Origin of the sequence: Paraburkholderia fungorum (genome assembly GCF_046027215.1) — a bacterium.
GTDB classification, from domain to species: domain Bacteria; phylum Pseudomonadota; class Gammaproteobacteria; order Burkholderiales; family Burkholderiaceae; genus Paraburkholderia; species Paraburkholderia fungorum_D.
The window spans coordinates 2,911,336-2,926,687 of sequence record NZ_JAQQEN010000001.1; the positions used below are offsets into that span (position 1 = coordinate 2,911,336).

The following is a 15,352-nucleotide window of genomic DNA, read 5'->3' on the forward strand; positions in this document are numbered from 1 at the left end:
AAGGGATGCAATAACCCTCCCAGCTTAGAAAAAAGGGATGTCGGCCAGGTTACAACCAATATGGGGATATTTACCGGCCATTACGCGACGCGCGGCGCCCGAAAGCGCCGCGGCCCCGTCTATTCGAGCGTGCGGACCCGGTCGATGGCCTGTTCGATGCGTTCGACCGCGATGACCTGTAAGCCGTCGATCGGCTGTTTGGGCGCATTGGCCTTCGGAATCAGCGCAATCGAGAAACCTAGCTTGGCGGCTTCCTTCAGGCGGTCCTGACCTCGCGGCGAAGGCCGGATCTCACCTGCCAGCCCGACTTCGCCGAACACCACGAGGCCCTTGGGCAGCGGCTTGTTGCGCATCGACGAATGGATCGCGAGCAGCACGGCGAGATCGGCGGCGGGCTCGGTGATCTTGACGCCGCCCACGGCGTTCAGGAACACGTCCTGATCGAAACACGCGATGCCGGCATGCCGGTGCAGCACCGCCAGCAGCATGGCCAGCCGGTTCTGCTCGAGGCCCACGGCGAGCCGCCGCGGATTGGGCGCGTTCGCCGCATCCACCAGCGCCTGCACCTCGACCAGCAACGGCCGGGTGCCCTCCTGCGTGACCAGCACGCATGAACCGGGCACGGACTGCTCATGCTGCGAGAGAAACAGCGCCGACGGATTGGCAACGCCGCGCAAACCGCGTTCGGTCATGGCGAAAACGCCCAGTTCGTTGACCGCGCCGAAACGGTTCTTGATCGCGCGCACGAGGCGATACGACGAGTGCGTGTCGCCCTCGAAGTACAGCACCGTATCGACGATGTGCTCGAGCACGCGCGGCCCCGCCAGCGCACCTTCCTTGGTCACGTGGCCGACCATGATGATGGTGGTGCCCGACTGCTTGGCGATACGCGTGAGTTGCGCCGCGCACTCGCGCACCTGCGCGACCGAACCTGGCGCCGAGGTCAGCGCGTCGGAATAGACCGTCTGGATCGAGTCGATCACGGCGACATCGGGCTGGTGATCCGCGATGGTCGCCTGGATTTTTTCGAGCTGGATTTCCGCGAGCAGCTGCAACTCGCTGGCTTTCGAACCGGGCTCCAGCAATGAAAGCCGTTGCGCGCGCAACGCAATCTGCGCCGCCGATTCTTCGCCGCTGATATAGAGCGCGCGTTTGTCCGCGGCGATTTCCGCGAGCGACTGCAGCAGCAGCGTCGATTTGCCGATCCCCGGGTCGCCGCCGATCAGCACCACGCCGCCCGGCACCAGGCCGCCGCCCAGCACGCGATCGAATTCGCTCACGCCGGTGGAAAAGCGCGGCACGTCGGACGCTTCGATATCGGCGAGACGCCGCACCGGCGCGCTCTTCGCGAGCGACTGGAAGCGATGCGTGGACGGCGCTTCCGCCACCGATTCCACCAGCGTGTTCCACGCATTGCATGAAGGGCACTGCCCGGCCCATTTCGGCGATTGCCCGCCGCATTCACTGCAGATGTACAACGTCTTCTGTTTAGCCACGCGCCCTTGCCTGTCTTGCTGTTCTATTGGAATAACCGGCCGCTACCGCGCCTTACTCGGCGCGCACCGGTACACGCGGCGCGACCGCGCACATCAGCTCGTAGCCGATTGTGCCGCAGGCTTGCGCGACGTCGTCGATCGGCAGCGAGTTGCCCCACAATTCGACGCGCGAGCCGACGTTGGCCGTTGGAATCGGCGTCAGGTCCACTGTCAGCATGTCCATCGACACCCGCCCGACGACCCGCGTGCGCACGCCGTCGACGATCACCGGCGTGCCTTCCGGCGCGACTCGCGGATAACCGTCGGCATAGCCGCAGGCCACCACGCCAATGCGCATCGAACTGCGCGACTTGAATGACGAGCCGTAACCGACCGTCTGGCCTTCGGTGAGGGTCTGGACGGCGATCAGTTCCGACGCGAGCGTCATGGCCGGTTGCAGGCCGGTGCCCTCAATGGCCGCCGTCACGCCCGAGGGCGACGCGCCATACATGATGATGCCCGGGCGCACCCAGTCGAAGTGCGCGGCCGGGTGCCACAGCGTGGCCGCCGAGTTCGCCAGACTGCGCGCGCCGGCGATACCCTGCGCACCGCGTTCGAATGCTTCCATCTGGTGTTCGACACCGCGCTCGCCGTCGGCGTCCGAGAAATGGGTCATCAGGGTGATCTGGCCAACGCCCTGGCAGGCGCGCGCGCGCTCCCATGCGGCGCGGAACTTGTCCGGCGTGTAGCCGAGACGGTTCATGCCGGTGTTCATCTTCAGCTGGATATTGACGGGCTTGGACAGGCGCGCCATTTCCAGCATTCGCAACTGCTCGTCGGAATGCAGCGCGGTGGTCAGGCTGTAGCGGTCGATAACGTCGATATCGGTCGGACGAAAGAAGCCTTCGAGCAGCAAAATTGGGCCGGCCCAGCCCAATTCACGCAACTTCACGGCTTCTTCGAGGTCCAGCAACCCAAAGCCATCAGTTGCGCGCAAGCCTGGAAAAGCGCGTGCGAGGCCATGTCCGTAGGCGTTTGCCTTGACGACGGCCCAGATTTTGGATTTCGGCGCGTAACGCCGGGCGACGGCGAGATTATTGGCGAGTGCGGAGGTGTGAATCGTGGCTGAAAGGGGGCGCGGCATGGGAAATTTTAGTAAAGACGCTTGCGAATCAGCAGCTTACAGGGCGTTTTCAGCGCTCGGTAGCCCGCTGGGCGGTGCGATCAAGGATTCTGCTAGTCCGAATCCAGCTATTTTCGTGATATAAAGCCGTGCGCACAACCCATTTCGAACGGCATAAGCCCGGACGCTCAACCAGCGGCCGGGGCGGACAGACCGCAGCGAGGACAGCATCGCATCAGATGAAAAAAGGCTTTTACACCATCATGGCCGCGCAGTTTTTTTCGTCGCTGGCCGACAATGCGCTTCTGATCGCTGCTATCGCACTGCTGAAAGATCTTCACGCCCCGAACTGGATGACGCCGCTGCTCAAGCTGTTCTTTGTGCTGTCGTACGTCGTCCTTGCCGCCTTCGTGGGCGCCTTCGCCGACTCCCGTCCGAAAGGGCGCGTGATGTTCATCACCAATACCATCAAGGTGGTCGGTTGCATCACGATGCTGGTCGGCGCGCACCCACTGCTCGCTTATGGGATCGTCGGCTTTGGCGCGGCGGCCTACTCGCCCGCCAAATACGGCATTCTCACCGAACTGCTGCCACCTGACCGGCTGGTCGCCGCGAACGGCTGGATCGAAGGCACGACCGTCGGCTCGATCATTCTCGGCACCGTGCTCGGCGGCGCCCTGATCAGTCCGCATATTGCCGCGCCGATCCTTAAGTATCACATTCCCACCGTCAATACGCCCGCTGAAGCGGCGATGCTGGTGATCATGGCGATCTATGTGATCGCCGCGCTCTTCAATCTGCGCATTCCCGACACCGGCGCGCGTTATCCGAAACAGGAACGCGGCCCGATCAAGCTCGTTACCGATTTCGCCGACTGTTTTCTCGTCCTGTGGCGTGACAAGCTCGGTCAGATCTCGCTTGCCGTGACAACGCTGTTCTGGGGCGCCGGCGCGACACTGCAGTTCATCGTGCTGAAGTGGGCCGAGGTGTCGCTCAACATGTCGCTCTCCGAGGCTGCGATCCTGCAGGCGGTGGTGGCTGTCGGCGTGGCGGCCGGCGCGATCTTCGCGGCCTCGCGCGTGCCTTTGAAGAAGTCGCTGTCGGTCCTGCCGGTCGGCATCATGATGGGTATCGCCGTGATGCTGATGGCGTTCTACACGCGCAACATGTTCCCCGCGCACTGGGGTCTGTATTTCGGCCGCGTGCATGTGCCGGGTTATCTGATCGTCGCGTATATCTTCCTGATGATCGTCGGCGGCCTGTCAGGCTTTTTCGTCGTGCCGATGAACGCGCTGCTCCAGCATCGCGGGCACGTGCTGCTGTCGGCCGGTCACTCGATTGCCGTGCAGAATTTCAACGAGAATCTCTCGGTGCTGGTGATGCTGTGCCTGTACGCGGTACTGGTGTGGCTCGACGTACCGGTCGCGGCAGTGATCGTGCTGTTCGGCACCTTCGTCTGTCTGATGATGTGGTTCGTGATGCGTCGCCACCAGGCGAACCAGCGCGCGTTCGACTCGGTCGCGCTGATCGGCGAAGTCAAGCACTGACCCGCGGCGTGCCCGGATTCGTCCGGCCGCCCGCGCCTTCCCTCACTCCCGCTTTGCCATGACTCAACCCATTTCCAACGTGCTGACGATCGCCGGTTCCGATTCCGGCGGCGGCGCCGGTATTCAGGCCGATCTGAAGGCTTTCTCGGCGCTCGGCGTCTATGGCGCGAGCGTGATTACCGCGCTCACGGCGCAGAACACTCGCGGCGTCACGGCCATCCACACGCCCGACCCGGACTTCATCACCGCGCAGCTCGATGCTGTATTCGACGACATCCGCATCGACGCCGTGAAGATCGGCATGCTCGCGAACGCGCCGATCGCGCGCGCGGTTGCCGATGCGCTGCGGCGCCACAAACCGAAACACATCGTGCTCGACACGGTGATGATTTCGAAGAGCAATCACGCGTTGCTGCTGCCTGATGCCGTCGCGGTGGTGCGTGAAGAGCTGCTGCCGCTCGCCAGTCTGCTGACGCCCAATCTGCCAGAAGCGGCCGCGCTGCTTGGCGTGAGCGCCGCGACCGACGAAGCCGGCATGATCGCGCAAGGCGAAGCGCTGCGTGCGCTCGGCGCGCGCGCGGTGCTGATGAAAGGCGGCCATCTGAGCGCGGCGGACAGTCCCGACTGGCTGGTGCAGGACAGCGGCACACTGCGCCTGGGCGGCCCGCGCGTGCCGGTGAAGAATACGCATGGCACAGGCTGCACGTTGTCGTCGGCGATTGCCGCGCTGATTCCGCAACGGAGCGATCTGGCGAGCGCCGTCGCCGATGCGAAGCTCTATCTGACCGGCGCGTTGCAGGCGAGCGATCTGCTCGACGTCGGCAGCGGCGTCGGGCCTGTGCATCATTTTTACCGCTGGTGGTGAGAAGCTGGCGAGCCGCTGAGGTCGGCTTCGCCTATTGCCGAGCGTAGGCCTGCGCCTGCTGCGGCCATTCGTCCGGGACGATGAAACCACGCGAGCGTTCAATGCGATTGCCGGCGCTGTCGTGAGTAAATGCGGCAACCATCGTCGGCCCATGCAGATGCGCAAGTTGCGCCACGAGCGTTTGCGCGTCGACGAACGCCATGCCTGCTGCCTCTGCTCCGCCGGGTTCATGACGCCGCGGCGCGAGCCATTCCAGCCGCGGCAGCACACGCCAGCTTTGCGCATGCGCGGCCGCGAAATCCGGCCAGTCGCCGCGCGTCACCCACCAGCCGCGTCCGTGTGACGGATCGAGCTCGACGGGATCGGCCGGCATCTCGCCATGCCGGTAGAACAGCCATCCTTTGATGAACATCCGCGGCGCCCACGGACCCACATAGCCAACCGACGCAAACTCTTCGCGCGCGCTCAGCGGCAACTGATGGCTCAACACATGCGCGAGCTTCAGGTCGAAACGGTCTTTCAGATTCGGGCCGACGTAGTCCGCCAATTGCGCACGGCTTTCGCCGGCATGCAGGTAGCACTTCACGGCCAACTCCCAATGCAACCGCGCGCCCTGCTGCGTCTGCACCAGAAAGTCGACTTCGCCCAGCGTCACGCCCGCGCGCCGCAGCGGGACGCCGGCCGCCACCAGGCGCGCGGCCGGCCCATGCTGAAGAAACCATGCGAGCAGACGTTCGGCGTACCGGCCCAGACGCGTAATGCGCGTGGCCATGAGGTCGCGATGCAATTCGACCGGATCGGCGTCGAGCGCGCGCAACCAGGCGAGTGTTGCCGTGGCTTCATCGGGCGTGTCGAACGGATGGGCGAGCACGCCGACGGGTGGTTGTGCCCGCAACAAATCGGCGCTCAGCAGCAACCACGCGAGATCACGCACGAGCGGGTCGCGCAAGGAGGGGAGAAGCGCGTCGAGCAATCCGGCGGATGGGTCGGCCGCGACGTGACGAGCGCCCGGCCCGGTCACAGGCATCACTTCGCGTCGTTCGGTGCGGCGCCGCCCGCCGCGCGCCACGTGTCGCGCGCGAGGCACAGATCGGCCCAGGCCTTCGCCTTGTCGGGCAAGCTGCGCAGCAGATAGGCCGGGTGATACGTGACGATTACCGGCACGCCCTCGTATTCGTGCACGCGGCCGCGCAGCGACGAAATGCTCGCCTCCGTCTTCAGCAGACTTTGCGCGGCGAAGCGACCGAGCGCGACGATCAGCTTCGGCTTGACCAGCGCCACCTGGCGTTGCAAATACGGTTCGCAACGCGCGACTTCGTCCGGCTCGGGATTGCGGTTGCCAGGCGGGCGGCACTTGATGACGTTAGCGATGTAGACGTTGGTGTCGCGTGCGAGCGCGAGCGAACGCAGCATGTTGTCCAGCAGCTTGCCGGCTTGACCGACGAACGGCTCGCCCTGACGGTCTTCGTTCTCGCCGGGCGCTTCGCCGATCAGCATCCAGTCGGCATTGCGGTCGCCGACACCGAATACCGTGTTCGTGCGTTTCTCGCACAGGCGGCAGAGTTGGCAGGCCGCGACGCGTTCGCTCAACGCGTTCCAATCGAGCGTCTGGATCGCCGGTGGTTGCGGGGCCTCGCGGTGCGTTTCGCCGGGCGGATGGGCGGGCAGATCGTCGAACCAGGCGAAATCGTCGTCGGATGGAGCGTCGAATGCCTGTGGTTCAGGCTCGCGAGGCTGCTGTGCGGGCGGGCGAGCTTCGCTCTGCTCGGGAGGTGCGCGACGTTCGTCGAGTCGCTGCCCCTGCCCAGCTCGCGAAGACTCGTTCGCGCGCACCGGTGCCTGGCGCTCAAGCTGGTTCTGCGTCTGGGCCGGCTGCTGCATTTCGTCCATGCGAACTGGCGCCCGACGTTCAACTGGCGCTTTCACGGAAGCGGCTTGCTGACCCTCGCCGGCTGGCATCGCGGGCCGCCGGTCGTCGTGTTCGTCGACTGATGCGGACGACTCAGGCGCGCTCACGCGCGGCCCGGCCCGGTCGACTATCTTTGCCGGCGAGACCGCAGCGTCATCCGCGGCGACGTCTCCAGCGACGGGTTGCTGGGGCGACGCCATGCCGCGACGCACCCACAATGGCGCGAGTCCGAACTCTTCCAGTACCGATTCATGCAGCGCCATCCGCGCCCTCCGTGGCAAATGAGAAACGCATCACGATGGCGTCCTCCCGGCTGCGGTGCCGCGCCGGATAATAGTTTTTGCGCCGGCCTATCGACGTAAAGCCGAAGCGTTCGTAGAGCCGGATCGCCCGATGATTTGACGGCCGCACTTCCAGCAGCAGACCGTCGAGTTTTTCGGCGCGCGTGATGCGCACGGCTTCGCGCAACAGCGAGAGCCCGGCACCGGCGCCCTGCGCGGCGGGCGTCACGCATAAATTGAGCAGATGCATTTCATCGACAACCGGCATCAGCACGCAGTAGCCGATCAGCGCGCCAGTCACATGACGCAGGCAGATGCCGAAATAGCCGTTGCGCAGCGAGTCGCCGAAATTACCGCGGCTCCAGGGGAATTCGTAAGCAATTTTTTCGATGGCCGCCACTTCGTCCAGATCGCCATCGGTCATGGGCGACATGTAGCGGTCCGCTAGCAACACGCCGCTCATCACCGGCCCTCGCCCTGCTGCGCGTCGTGCGCGACCTTCGCGGCCTGCTCCGCCTTGGCGGCTTTTTCGGCGACGCGCTCGGCGGTGGTCTGGGCGACTTTGTCGCGGATGTATTCCGGGGCGGCCTGGTCGGCGGGCACCGTGCGACCGGCGCGGAACGCGCGCAGCGCGGCATACGCGACTGGCAACGCATGCGGGAGCGCTTCGCCGTCGACGGTCCGCGCCGCGGCGAGCGCGGGCAGACGCGCGCCGAAGGCCGCGGCGGCATTGCCGGCGAGTGTAAAGGGCGTGTCGGGCAAGACAAGGCGATCGGGCGCATCGAGCGAAGCCGGGTGAAGCGTGCGCCATTCGCCTTGTGCGTCGTCCCATGCGTAGTCGGCCCAATAGACTTCGTCCATGCGGGCGTCGAGGGCGGCGAGCACCCGGGTGGCCGACGGATCGCGTAGCCGGGCGCTTTCCGCGCAGGCTAGCAAGGTGCTGACCGGCACGACGGGCAGATTCAGGCCGAACGCGAGGCCTTGTGCGACACCTGTTGCGGTGCGAAGTCCGGTGAACGAACCGGGGCCGGAACCGAAGGCGATGGCGTTGCAGGCGGCCAGTTGCAGACCGGCTTCGGCGAAGAGTTCGCGAATTGCGGGGAGCAGGCGCGTGCTGGAGACTGCGCCGGTTTGCTCGTGGCGGACCCAAAGGTGGGGTCCCGCTGGAGCGTCGGGCGATGGTTCGCTGGTGGCGGATAGCAGCGCTACCGAGCAGAATTCAGTCGAAGTATCGAGGGCGAGGAGCACTGTTTGAGTCATGAGGCGTATTGTAATAGGCGCTGCGCGTGCCGATGGGGTTTTGGTCTTTTTTGCCTTTGGCGGCGGCATTTTCCTCTGCCTGCGACGGTGGCCTTTCCTTGTTTTGTTTCTGGTTTATTAGCGTTCCCCCTGTGCGGGGGGGCACCTACTTTTCTTTGCCTGCCGCAAAGAAAAGTAGGCAAAAGAAAGCGGCTCAAACCGCCAACTCTTAAGCGAGTCTCCTGGCTTGGAGGGTGTAGTGGCTCCGTAGAGATTGGGCCCGCGCACCTTCCCGCCTGAGTGACCAGGCCGTCATGCTTCCGGCGGCGCTGCGCGCGCCGAGGCGGTACTTCATCAAACCGCCCCCCGGATTTACATATGCGGCTTGCCCAATGCGCTGGCTCGCTTACTTTGGTGCTGACACCAGCACTTCCAAAACCATCCGTGTTTTTCAGCGGCTCGCCGAGGCGAAGCCGATGGCCCCCACCGCGGTCAAACGAAGCACCCGGTTTCCCTCGCGAACCCGTCCGCGACGCACGCAGTGCGGAGTGGGAGCGGATGATGGCTGTGTCACTGGCCCTAATGGACCGCGGTGTGATCCGTTAATCGCACCACAATCCCCTCCAAGCCAGGGGACCTGCTTAAGAGTTAGCGGTTTGAGCCGCTTTCTTTTGCCTACTTTTCTTTGCGGCCGGCGCCCCGAAGGAAGTCCACTTGGTGGACAAAGAAAAGTAGGTGCCCCCCCGCACAGGGGGAACGCTAATAGACCAATAAGCAAACAAGGAAAGGCCAAAAAAACGCCGTAGGCAAAAAACCGAACCCAACTCCATTTGGAATAACCCCTCAGCCCCGCCTCAGCCCCCAATTGCTATGATCATCGGCCACCAGAAACAGCAGCAAAAAAACCCAAACCCACCCGGAGGGCAAAAAACCCAAATGACCGATATCAACGCTCAATTCGCCCAATCGCAGGAAGACGTCAAGCAACTCCCGGAGCGTCCGGGCAACCTCACCCTCCTGCGCCTTTACGCGCTCTTCAAGCAGGCCACCGAGGGCGACGTCCACGGCGACAAGCCCGGCTTCACCGACATCGTCGGCAAATACAAATACGACGCATGGGCCGCCCTGAAAGGCACTGCACAAGACACCGCAAAACAGCAATACGTCGACCTCGTCGAATCCCTGAAAAGCGGCGCTTCCGCCTGAACCCCACCGCATGGCGACGACACCGGCCCCGTGACCGGTTCATGTCGATCCCACAATTTCCGCCAGGAAATGTCCTAATAGTGGCGCAGTGCAACAAAACCCTATACAATGCTGCCTGCGCTTCACTGCTTTGCCCGGCTTTCCTCTAGCGGCCTTTGCGGCGCAGCGCCTCGTAGCGTTTTGCTCCAATCCAGTTTAGAACCTGTCCCCTCCTGCCTAGCCCCCTACGGGCGATCATGTCCCAGGCTGGCGGCACGCCGTGTTGGCATGTCGCATCCGATACAGCTTCTAACGAAAAGCTCGCCTTCATTGTCGCGAGCTGCCCCCGTTTTTCGATTTGCTCGCTGCTTCTTTGCTCGCTGAATCCGACGACTTGGGTATGCCGATTGGCGCCGACGTTTTAATTCCGTGTGTACCAAGGATTTACCAAGGATTCTCATGACTTCGAGCAATACCCCCAGCAGCCCGTTGAACGCCATCGCCGACCAAGCCCTCGGTCTCGCCGACACCCCCGCACAAGCCGCAGTTGTTGCTGCCGCTCCGGAAGCTGTCGCCGCAGAAGCCGCAGCACCGGCCGGCCCGTCGTTCGCGTCGCTCGGTCTCTCGGCGGATGTCGTCTCCGCCCTGACCGCCGCTGGTTATCAGAACCCGACTCCGGTTCAGCAACGCGCGATCCCCGCTGGCATCGCCGGCCGCGATCTGATGGTCTCGAGCCCGACCGGTTCGGGCAAGACCGCCGCGTTCATGCTGCCCGCTATCGAACGTTTCTCGCAACTGCAAAAAGCACAAGCCAGCCAGCCGCGTGAGCCGCGTCCGGCTGACGGCGCCCGCACGCGCCGCCCGCAACCGGTTGCCCGTCCGACTATGCTTGTTCTGACGCCGACCCGCGAACTCGCCATGCAGGTCACCACCGCCGCTGCCACGTACGGCAAGCACCTGAAGCGTCTGCGCACCGTCAGCATCCTGGGCGGCGTCGCTTACGGTCAACAACTGATGCTGCTGGCAAAGAACCCGGAAATCCTGGTTGCTACGCCGGGCCGTCTGATCGACCACCTGGAACGCGGCCGTATCGATCTGTCGCAACTGCAGATCCTCGTGCTCGACGAAGCCGACCGCATGCTGGACATGGGCTTCATCGAAGACATCGAAACGATCGTCGCGGCTACGCCGGCTTCGCGTCAAACCATGCTGTTCTCGGCTACGCTCGACGGCAAGATCAGCTCGCTGACCGGCCGCCTGCTGAAGGATCCGGAACGTATCGAGATCGTTCAACGCCTCGAACAGCGCACCAACATCGCGCAAACCGTCCACTATGTTGACGACCGCGATCACAAGGATCGTCTGCTCGACCATTTGCTGCGTGACGAGGGCCTCGACCAGGCTATCGTCTTCACAGCAACCAAAATGGACGCGGACCAACTGGCCGGCCGTCTGGCCGACGCCGGTTTCGAATCGGCAGCGCTCCACGGCGATCTGCCGCAAGGCGCACGTAACCGCACCATCCGCGCCCTGCGCGAGCGCCGTGTGCGCGTGCTGGTGGCAACGGACGTCGCCGCTCGCGGTATCGACATCCCGGGCATCACGCACGTGTTCAACTACGACCTGCCGAAGTTCGCTGAAGACTACGTGCACCGTATCGGCCGTACCGGCCGTGCTGGTCGCTCGGGCATCGCCGTGAGCCTCGTGCATCACGCCGAACAAGGCGCGTTGAAGCGCATCGAGCGCTTCGTGCGCACCCCGCTGCCGGTCAACGTCGTTGCAGGCTTCGAGCCGCGCAAGTCGGCTCCGTCAGGCGGTGGCCGTCCTGGCTTCGGCGGCCGTGGCCGTCCGGGCGGTGGCAACGGCGGTGGCCGTCGCTTCGGTAGCGGCAGCGGCGCTGGCAAGCCGGCCGGTAACGGCGGCGGTTCGCGCAGCGGTAGCGGCAATGGCGGCGGCTGGGCCGGCAAGTCGGCTGGCGGCGGTTCGCGTGAAGGCGGCTTCGGTGGCGGTTCGCGCGAAGGCTACGGCGGCTCGCGTGACGGCGGCTACGGCGCACGCCGCAGCGATGGTCCCCGTACGGCACGTCGCGGCAGCTAATTAGCGGCCCAACGTGCAGTTGAAGTAACGCGGAAATCAGCTTGAAATGACCTGGACGGCCCCGCGCCGTCCGTTAGTCGAAAGAAACCGGTGCTCAGGCGCCGGTTTTTTTTCGCCCGTACGGTGGTCAATGAGTGGCCAATGGCTGGTCAACGCCCATATTTCACGATGTGGAAAATTTTTTTGCGTCGTAAAAAATCGTGCTGCACGGCACAAGAACACCTATTGCAAGATGGAAGAAGACGTTTCTTAATGCGGAACGAACTTCATAACACACTGATTTTAAATAACAATAAATATTCAAAAGACGCTTCCCGGCGACTGTTGCGCGGCGATCGATTTGCCTAGACTCTTATACAAGACTTCACGAAACGAAACGCCCAACCGGCCAGCCGCTTCGACGAAGAAAGAGTTCACATCTAACAGGCAACCAAGGAGCACACCATGACCCGCGAACAACAAGCACAGCAACTCCAGCAACAATGGGCAACCGATCCGCGCTGGAAGGGCATCAAGCGCACCTACACGGCTGAAGATGTGGTGCGTCTGCGCGGTTCGGTGCAAGTTGAACACACGCTCGCCAAGCGCGGCGCGGAAAAACTCTGGGAAAGCGTCAACAACGAGCCGTTCGTCAACTCGCTGGGCGCGCTGACCGGTAACCAGGCCATGCAACAGGTCAAGGCCGGCCTCAAGGCGATCTATCTGTCGGGCTGGCAAGTGGCGGGCGATGCGAACGTCGCCGGCGAAATGTACCCGGACCAGTCGCTGTACCCGGCGAACTCGGTGCCGCTCGTCGTGAAGCGCATCAACAACACGCTGACCCGCGCTGACCAGATCCAGTGGTCGGAAGGCAAGAATCCGGGCGACGAAGGTTACATCGACTACTTCCAGCCGATCGTGGCCGACGCTGAAGCCGGTTTTGGCGGCGTGCTGAACGCATTCGAACTGATGAAGGCGATGATCGAAGCCGGCGCGGCGGGCGTCCACTTTGAAGACCAGCTTGCTTCGGTGAAGAAGTGCGGCCACATGGGCGGCAAGGTGCTCGTGCCGACCCGCGAAAACATCGCCAAGCTGACCGCCGCGCGCCTCGCCGCCGACGTCTCGGGCGTGCCGACCGTCCTGCTGGCGCGTACGGACGCTGAAGCCGCCGACCTCGTCACCTCGGACATCGACGACAACGACAAGCCATTCCTGACGGGCGAACGCACGGTGGAGGGGTTCTATCGCACGAAGCCGGGTCTGGAACAGGCGATCTCGCGTGGCCTCGCCTATGCGCCGTACGCCGACATGATCTGGTGCGAAACCGGCAAGCCGGACCTCGAGTTCGCGAAGAAATTCGCCGACGCGATCCATAAGGAGTTCCCGGACCAGCTGCTGTCGTACAACTGCTCGCCGTCGTTCAACTGGAAGAAGAATCTCGACGACGCGACGATCGCCAAGTTCCAGCGCGAACTCGGCGCGATGGGCTACAAGTTCCAGTTCATCACGCTGGCCGGCTTCCACGCGCTGAACTACTCGATGTTCAACCTGGCTCACGGTTATGCCCGCAACCAGATGACCGCTTTCGTCGAAATGCAGCAGGCTGAATTCGCCGCGGCCGACAAGGGCTTCACCGCCGTGAAGCACCAGCGCGAAGTCGGCACCGGCTACTTCGACGCCGTGACGCAAACGGTCGAACGCGACGCATCGACAACCGCGCTGCACGGCTCGACGGAAGACGAACAGTTCTTCGACAAGAAGGTCGCGTAATTCACCACGCGGTCTGATTGCAGGAACGACAAGGCAGACTGATCAGAGCGGCCCCGTCAGAGGGCCGCCGTCAGGGAGGAAGAACCATCAGGAATACGACAGGCCGCAGAAGGCCGGGATCTGGGAGACAGAACCTGCACGAGTGATCGTGCGCCTCTCGCACACCGCACGCCGGCTGATTCGCCGGCGCGTTTTTTTGCCACGTATCACCGATACACGATCACCGGGATTTTCGTATGCGTGAGCACGCGCTGCGTTTCGCTGCCGATCAGCAGGCTGCCGAGACCGCGCCGCCCGTGCGAAGCCATGAAGATCACGTCGCAGCCGCCCTGCTCGGCCGCTTCGATGATGCCGAGATACGGCGCGGGATGGACGCTGGTGCGACTGTCGAATGCCACACCCACACGGCGCGCGGCCAGTTCGACTTCGCGCAGATGCACCTGCGCTTCGCGCTCGCTGCGCTGCAGGAATTCGACCGGCGGCTCGATCACCACGTCGGAGAACGGCGAGTACGGATATTGCGGCAGACACGCGTAGGCGGTCACGCGTGCGCCGACGGCCTGCGCGAGATCGATGGCGCCGTCCATCGCCTTGCGCGACAGGTCTGAACCATCGGTCGGAACCAGGATGTGCCTGAACATGATGTCCTCCGTCGCCGGCTGCGCGCAGCACGGTGTCAGCGTCCAACAAGGCTCGGCATGCAAGCCACTGCAATCGATTGTAGTGCGCCGAAATGGCCGGTAAGAAAAACCTCCGGGTCTGTCCGCATATCGGAAACCCGCTGCGCCGGTCGCCCGGACGCGGCCAGCGTCAGCCCCAGTAACCAGGATGCCCGTAGGTGTGCTTGAGAAAGTCCAGAAACAGCCGGACCCGCAGCGGCAAATGGCGGCGCTGCGGAAATACCGCATGGATGCCGATCGGCGGCGCGGCGAATTCGTCGAGCACGCTCACCAGCCGTCCGGCCGCGATATCCGAACCGACCTCCCACCACGAGCGCCACGCAAGCCCATACCCATCGAGACACCACTCGTGCAGCACCGCGCCATCCGAGCATTCCATCGTGCCGGACACCTTGATCGACACGACCTTGTCGCCCTGCTGGAACATCCAGCCGCGCTGCTGGTTGGCGCTCGCACCGAGCGCGAGGCAGTTGTGATGCGCAAGATCGGCCAGCGTATGTGGCGCGCCGCGCCGGCTCAGATACGAGGGCGAGGCCACGCAGACGCGGCGGTTTTCGCCGAGCTTGAGCGAGACCAGCGACGAGTCCGGCAACTCGCCGAGACGCACCGCGCAATCAAAACCCTCGTTGACCAGATCAACCAGCCGGTCGGACAGATCGAGCGTGATCGACACGTCCGGATGCGCAACCGTGAAGGCCGGCACCAGCGGCGCAACGTGCCGGCGCCCGAAGCCGGCCGGCGCCGACAGCCGCAAGTGGCCGCTCGCCTTCACGCCGCCCGCCGACACGCTGGCCTCGGCGTTCTGCATGTCGTGAATGACGCGCTGGCAGTCTTCGAGAAACGCGGAGCCTTCGAAGGTCAGCGTGAGCTTGCGGGTGGTGCGCACCAGCAACTTGACGCCGAGGCGCTCCTCCAGTGCGTCGATGCGGCGACCGATGATCGCGGGCGCGACGCCTTCGGCCGATGCCGCGGCGGACAGACTACCCTTGGCCGCGACGGTCACGAAAGTTTCGATCTGCTTGAAACGGTCCATAAGGGAGGAGCCGCAATGCCCCGAAGGAAGTCCGCTCGGGAGGCGCTGCGGGAAAGTGGTCGGTGCGCGTCAGATTAGGTGGATGAAAGTAAAAGATCAAGTGATCTTTAGCCTCTTTTTTAGCGCATATCACCACTAATACAATCCGTCCTGACCTCTGATAGGAGTG

At 63.8% G+C, this 15,352-nt stretch carries 13 protein-coding genes; 5 read left to right on the forward strand and 8 right to left on the reverse strand.

The window, feature by feature from the left end; translation table 11 throughout:
• Positions 1-119 precede the first annotated feature (119 nt).
• Both radA and alr read right to left on the reverse strand, forming a co-directional pair.
• Positions 120-1,496 (reverse strand): DNA repair protein RadA, encoded by a 1,377-nt coding sequence (gene radA, locus PQR27_RS12885; protein ID WP_408524023.1) that lies wholly within the window; start codon positions 1,494-1,496, stop codon positions 120-122.
• Between the two features lie 52 nt (positions 1,497-1,548).
• The gene (alr, locus tag PQR27_RS12890; protein WP_408524024.1) at positions 1,549-2,619 is read right to left on the reverse strand and encodes an alanine racemase; all 1,071 of its coding nucleotides are present in this window, start codon (positions 2,617-2,619) and stop codon (positions 1,549-1,551) included.
• 218 nt (positions 2,620-2,837) lie between these two features.
• On the opposite strand from alr, the gene lplT reads away from it, so the two are divergent.
• Together lplT and thiD are read left to right on the forward strand one after the other, a co-directional pair.
• Positions 2,838-4,145 carry a lysophospholipid transporter LplT gene (gene lplT / locus PQR27_RS12895; RefSeq protein ID WP_408524025.1) on the forward strand — a complete coding sequence of 436 codons (1,308 nt, stop codon included), beginning with the start codon at positions 2,838-2,840 and terminating at the stop codon, positions 4,143-4,145.
• A gap of 58 nt (positions 4,146-4,203) precedes the next feature.
• On the forward strand, positions 4,204-5,010 hold the full coding sequence (gene thiD / locus PQR27_RS12900; RefSeq protein WP_408524026.1) for a bifunctional hydroxymethylpyrimidine kinase/phosphomethylpyrimidine kinase: 807 nt from the start codon (positions 4,204-4,206) through the stop codon (positions 5,008-5,010).
• Positions 5,011-5,041: 31 nt separating this feature from the next.
• Here thiD and PQR27_RS12905 read toward each other — a convergent pair whose 3' ends face one another.
• From PQR27_RS12905 to tsaB, 4 genes are read right to left on the reverse strand one after another with little or no spacing between them, the layout of a single operon-like run.
• On the reverse strand, positions 5,042-6,037 hold the full coding sequence (locus PQR27_RS12905; RefSeq protein ID WP_408524027.1) for a DUF1853 family protein: 996 nt from the start codon (positions 6,035-6,037) through the stop codon (positions 5,042-5,044).
• Positions 6,037-7,182, reverse strand: coding sequence for a uracil-DNA glycosylase family protein (locus tag PQR27_RS12910; RefSeq protein WP_408524028.1), 1,146 nt, complete (start codon positions 7,180-7,182; stop codon positions 6,037-6,039). The genes PQR27_RS12905 and PQR27_RS12910 overlap by 1 nt, the downstream gene beginning before the upstream one ends.
• Positions 7,169-7,663 carry a ribosomal protein S18-alanine N-acetyltransferase gene (gene rimI, locus PQR27_RS12915; protein ID WP_408524029.1) on the reverse strand — a complete coding sequence of 165 codons (495 nt, stop codon included), beginning with the start codon at positions 7,661-7,663 and terminating at the stop codon, positions 7,169-7,171. Before rimI ends, PQR27_RS12910 begins: the two co-directional genes overlap by 14 nt.
• Positions 7,663-8,460 (reverse strand): tRNA (adenosine(37)-N6)-threonylcarbamoyltransferase complex dimerization subunit type 1 TsaB, encoded by a 798-nt coding sequence (gene tsaB / locus PQR27_RS12920; RefSeq protein ID WP_408524030.1) that lies wholly within the window; start codon positions 8,458-8,460, stop codon positions 7,663-7,665. Before tsaB ends, rimI begins: the two co-directional genes overlap by 1 nt.
• A 915-nt stretch (positions 8,461-9,375) precedes the next feature.
• On the opposite strand from tsaB, the gene PQR27_RS12925 reads away from it, so the two are divergent.
• The 3 genes from PQR27_RS12925 (at position 9,376) to aceA (ending at position 13,470) form a co-directional block, all read left to right on the forward strand.
• Positions 9,376-9,645 (forward strand): acyl-CoA-binding protein, encoded by a 270-nt coding sequence (locus PQR27_RS12925; protein WP_408524031.1) that lies wholly within the window; start codon positions 9,376-9,378, stop codon positions 9,643-9,645.
• A gap of 438 nt (positions 9,646-10,083) precedes the next feature.
• Positions 10,084-11,721 (forward strand): DEAD/DEAH box helicase, encoded by a 1,638-nt coding sequence (locus PQR27_RS12930; RefSeq protein ID WP_408524032.1) that lies wholly within the window; start codon positions 10,084-10,086, stop codon positions 11,719-11,721.
• Between the two features lie 444 nt (positions 11,722-12,165).
• A complete protein-coding gene (gene aceA / locus PQR27_RS12935; protein ID WP_408524033.1) occupies positions 12,166-13,470 on the forward strand; it encodes an isocitrate lyase in 1,305 nt (434 codons plus the stop codon).
• 206 nt (positions 13,471-13,676) lie between these two features.
• On the opposite strand, the gene PQR27_RS12940 is transcribed toward aceA, so the two are convergent.
• Both PQR27_RS12940 and PQR27_RS12945 read right to left on the reverse strand, forming a co-directional pair.
• Complete coding sequence (locus PQR27_RS12940) at positions 13,677-14,111, reverse strand: universal stress protein (protein WP_408524034.1); 435 nt, start codon at positions 14,109-14,111, stop codon at positions 13,677-13,679.
• A gap of 169 nt (positions 14,112-14,280) precedes the next feature.
• Entirely contained in the window at positions 14,281-15,183 is a 903-nt protein-coding gene (locus PQR27_RS12945) for a LysR family transcriptional regulator (RefSeq protein WP_408524035.1), read from the reverse strand.
• Positions 15,184-15,352: the final 169 nt, after the last annotated feature.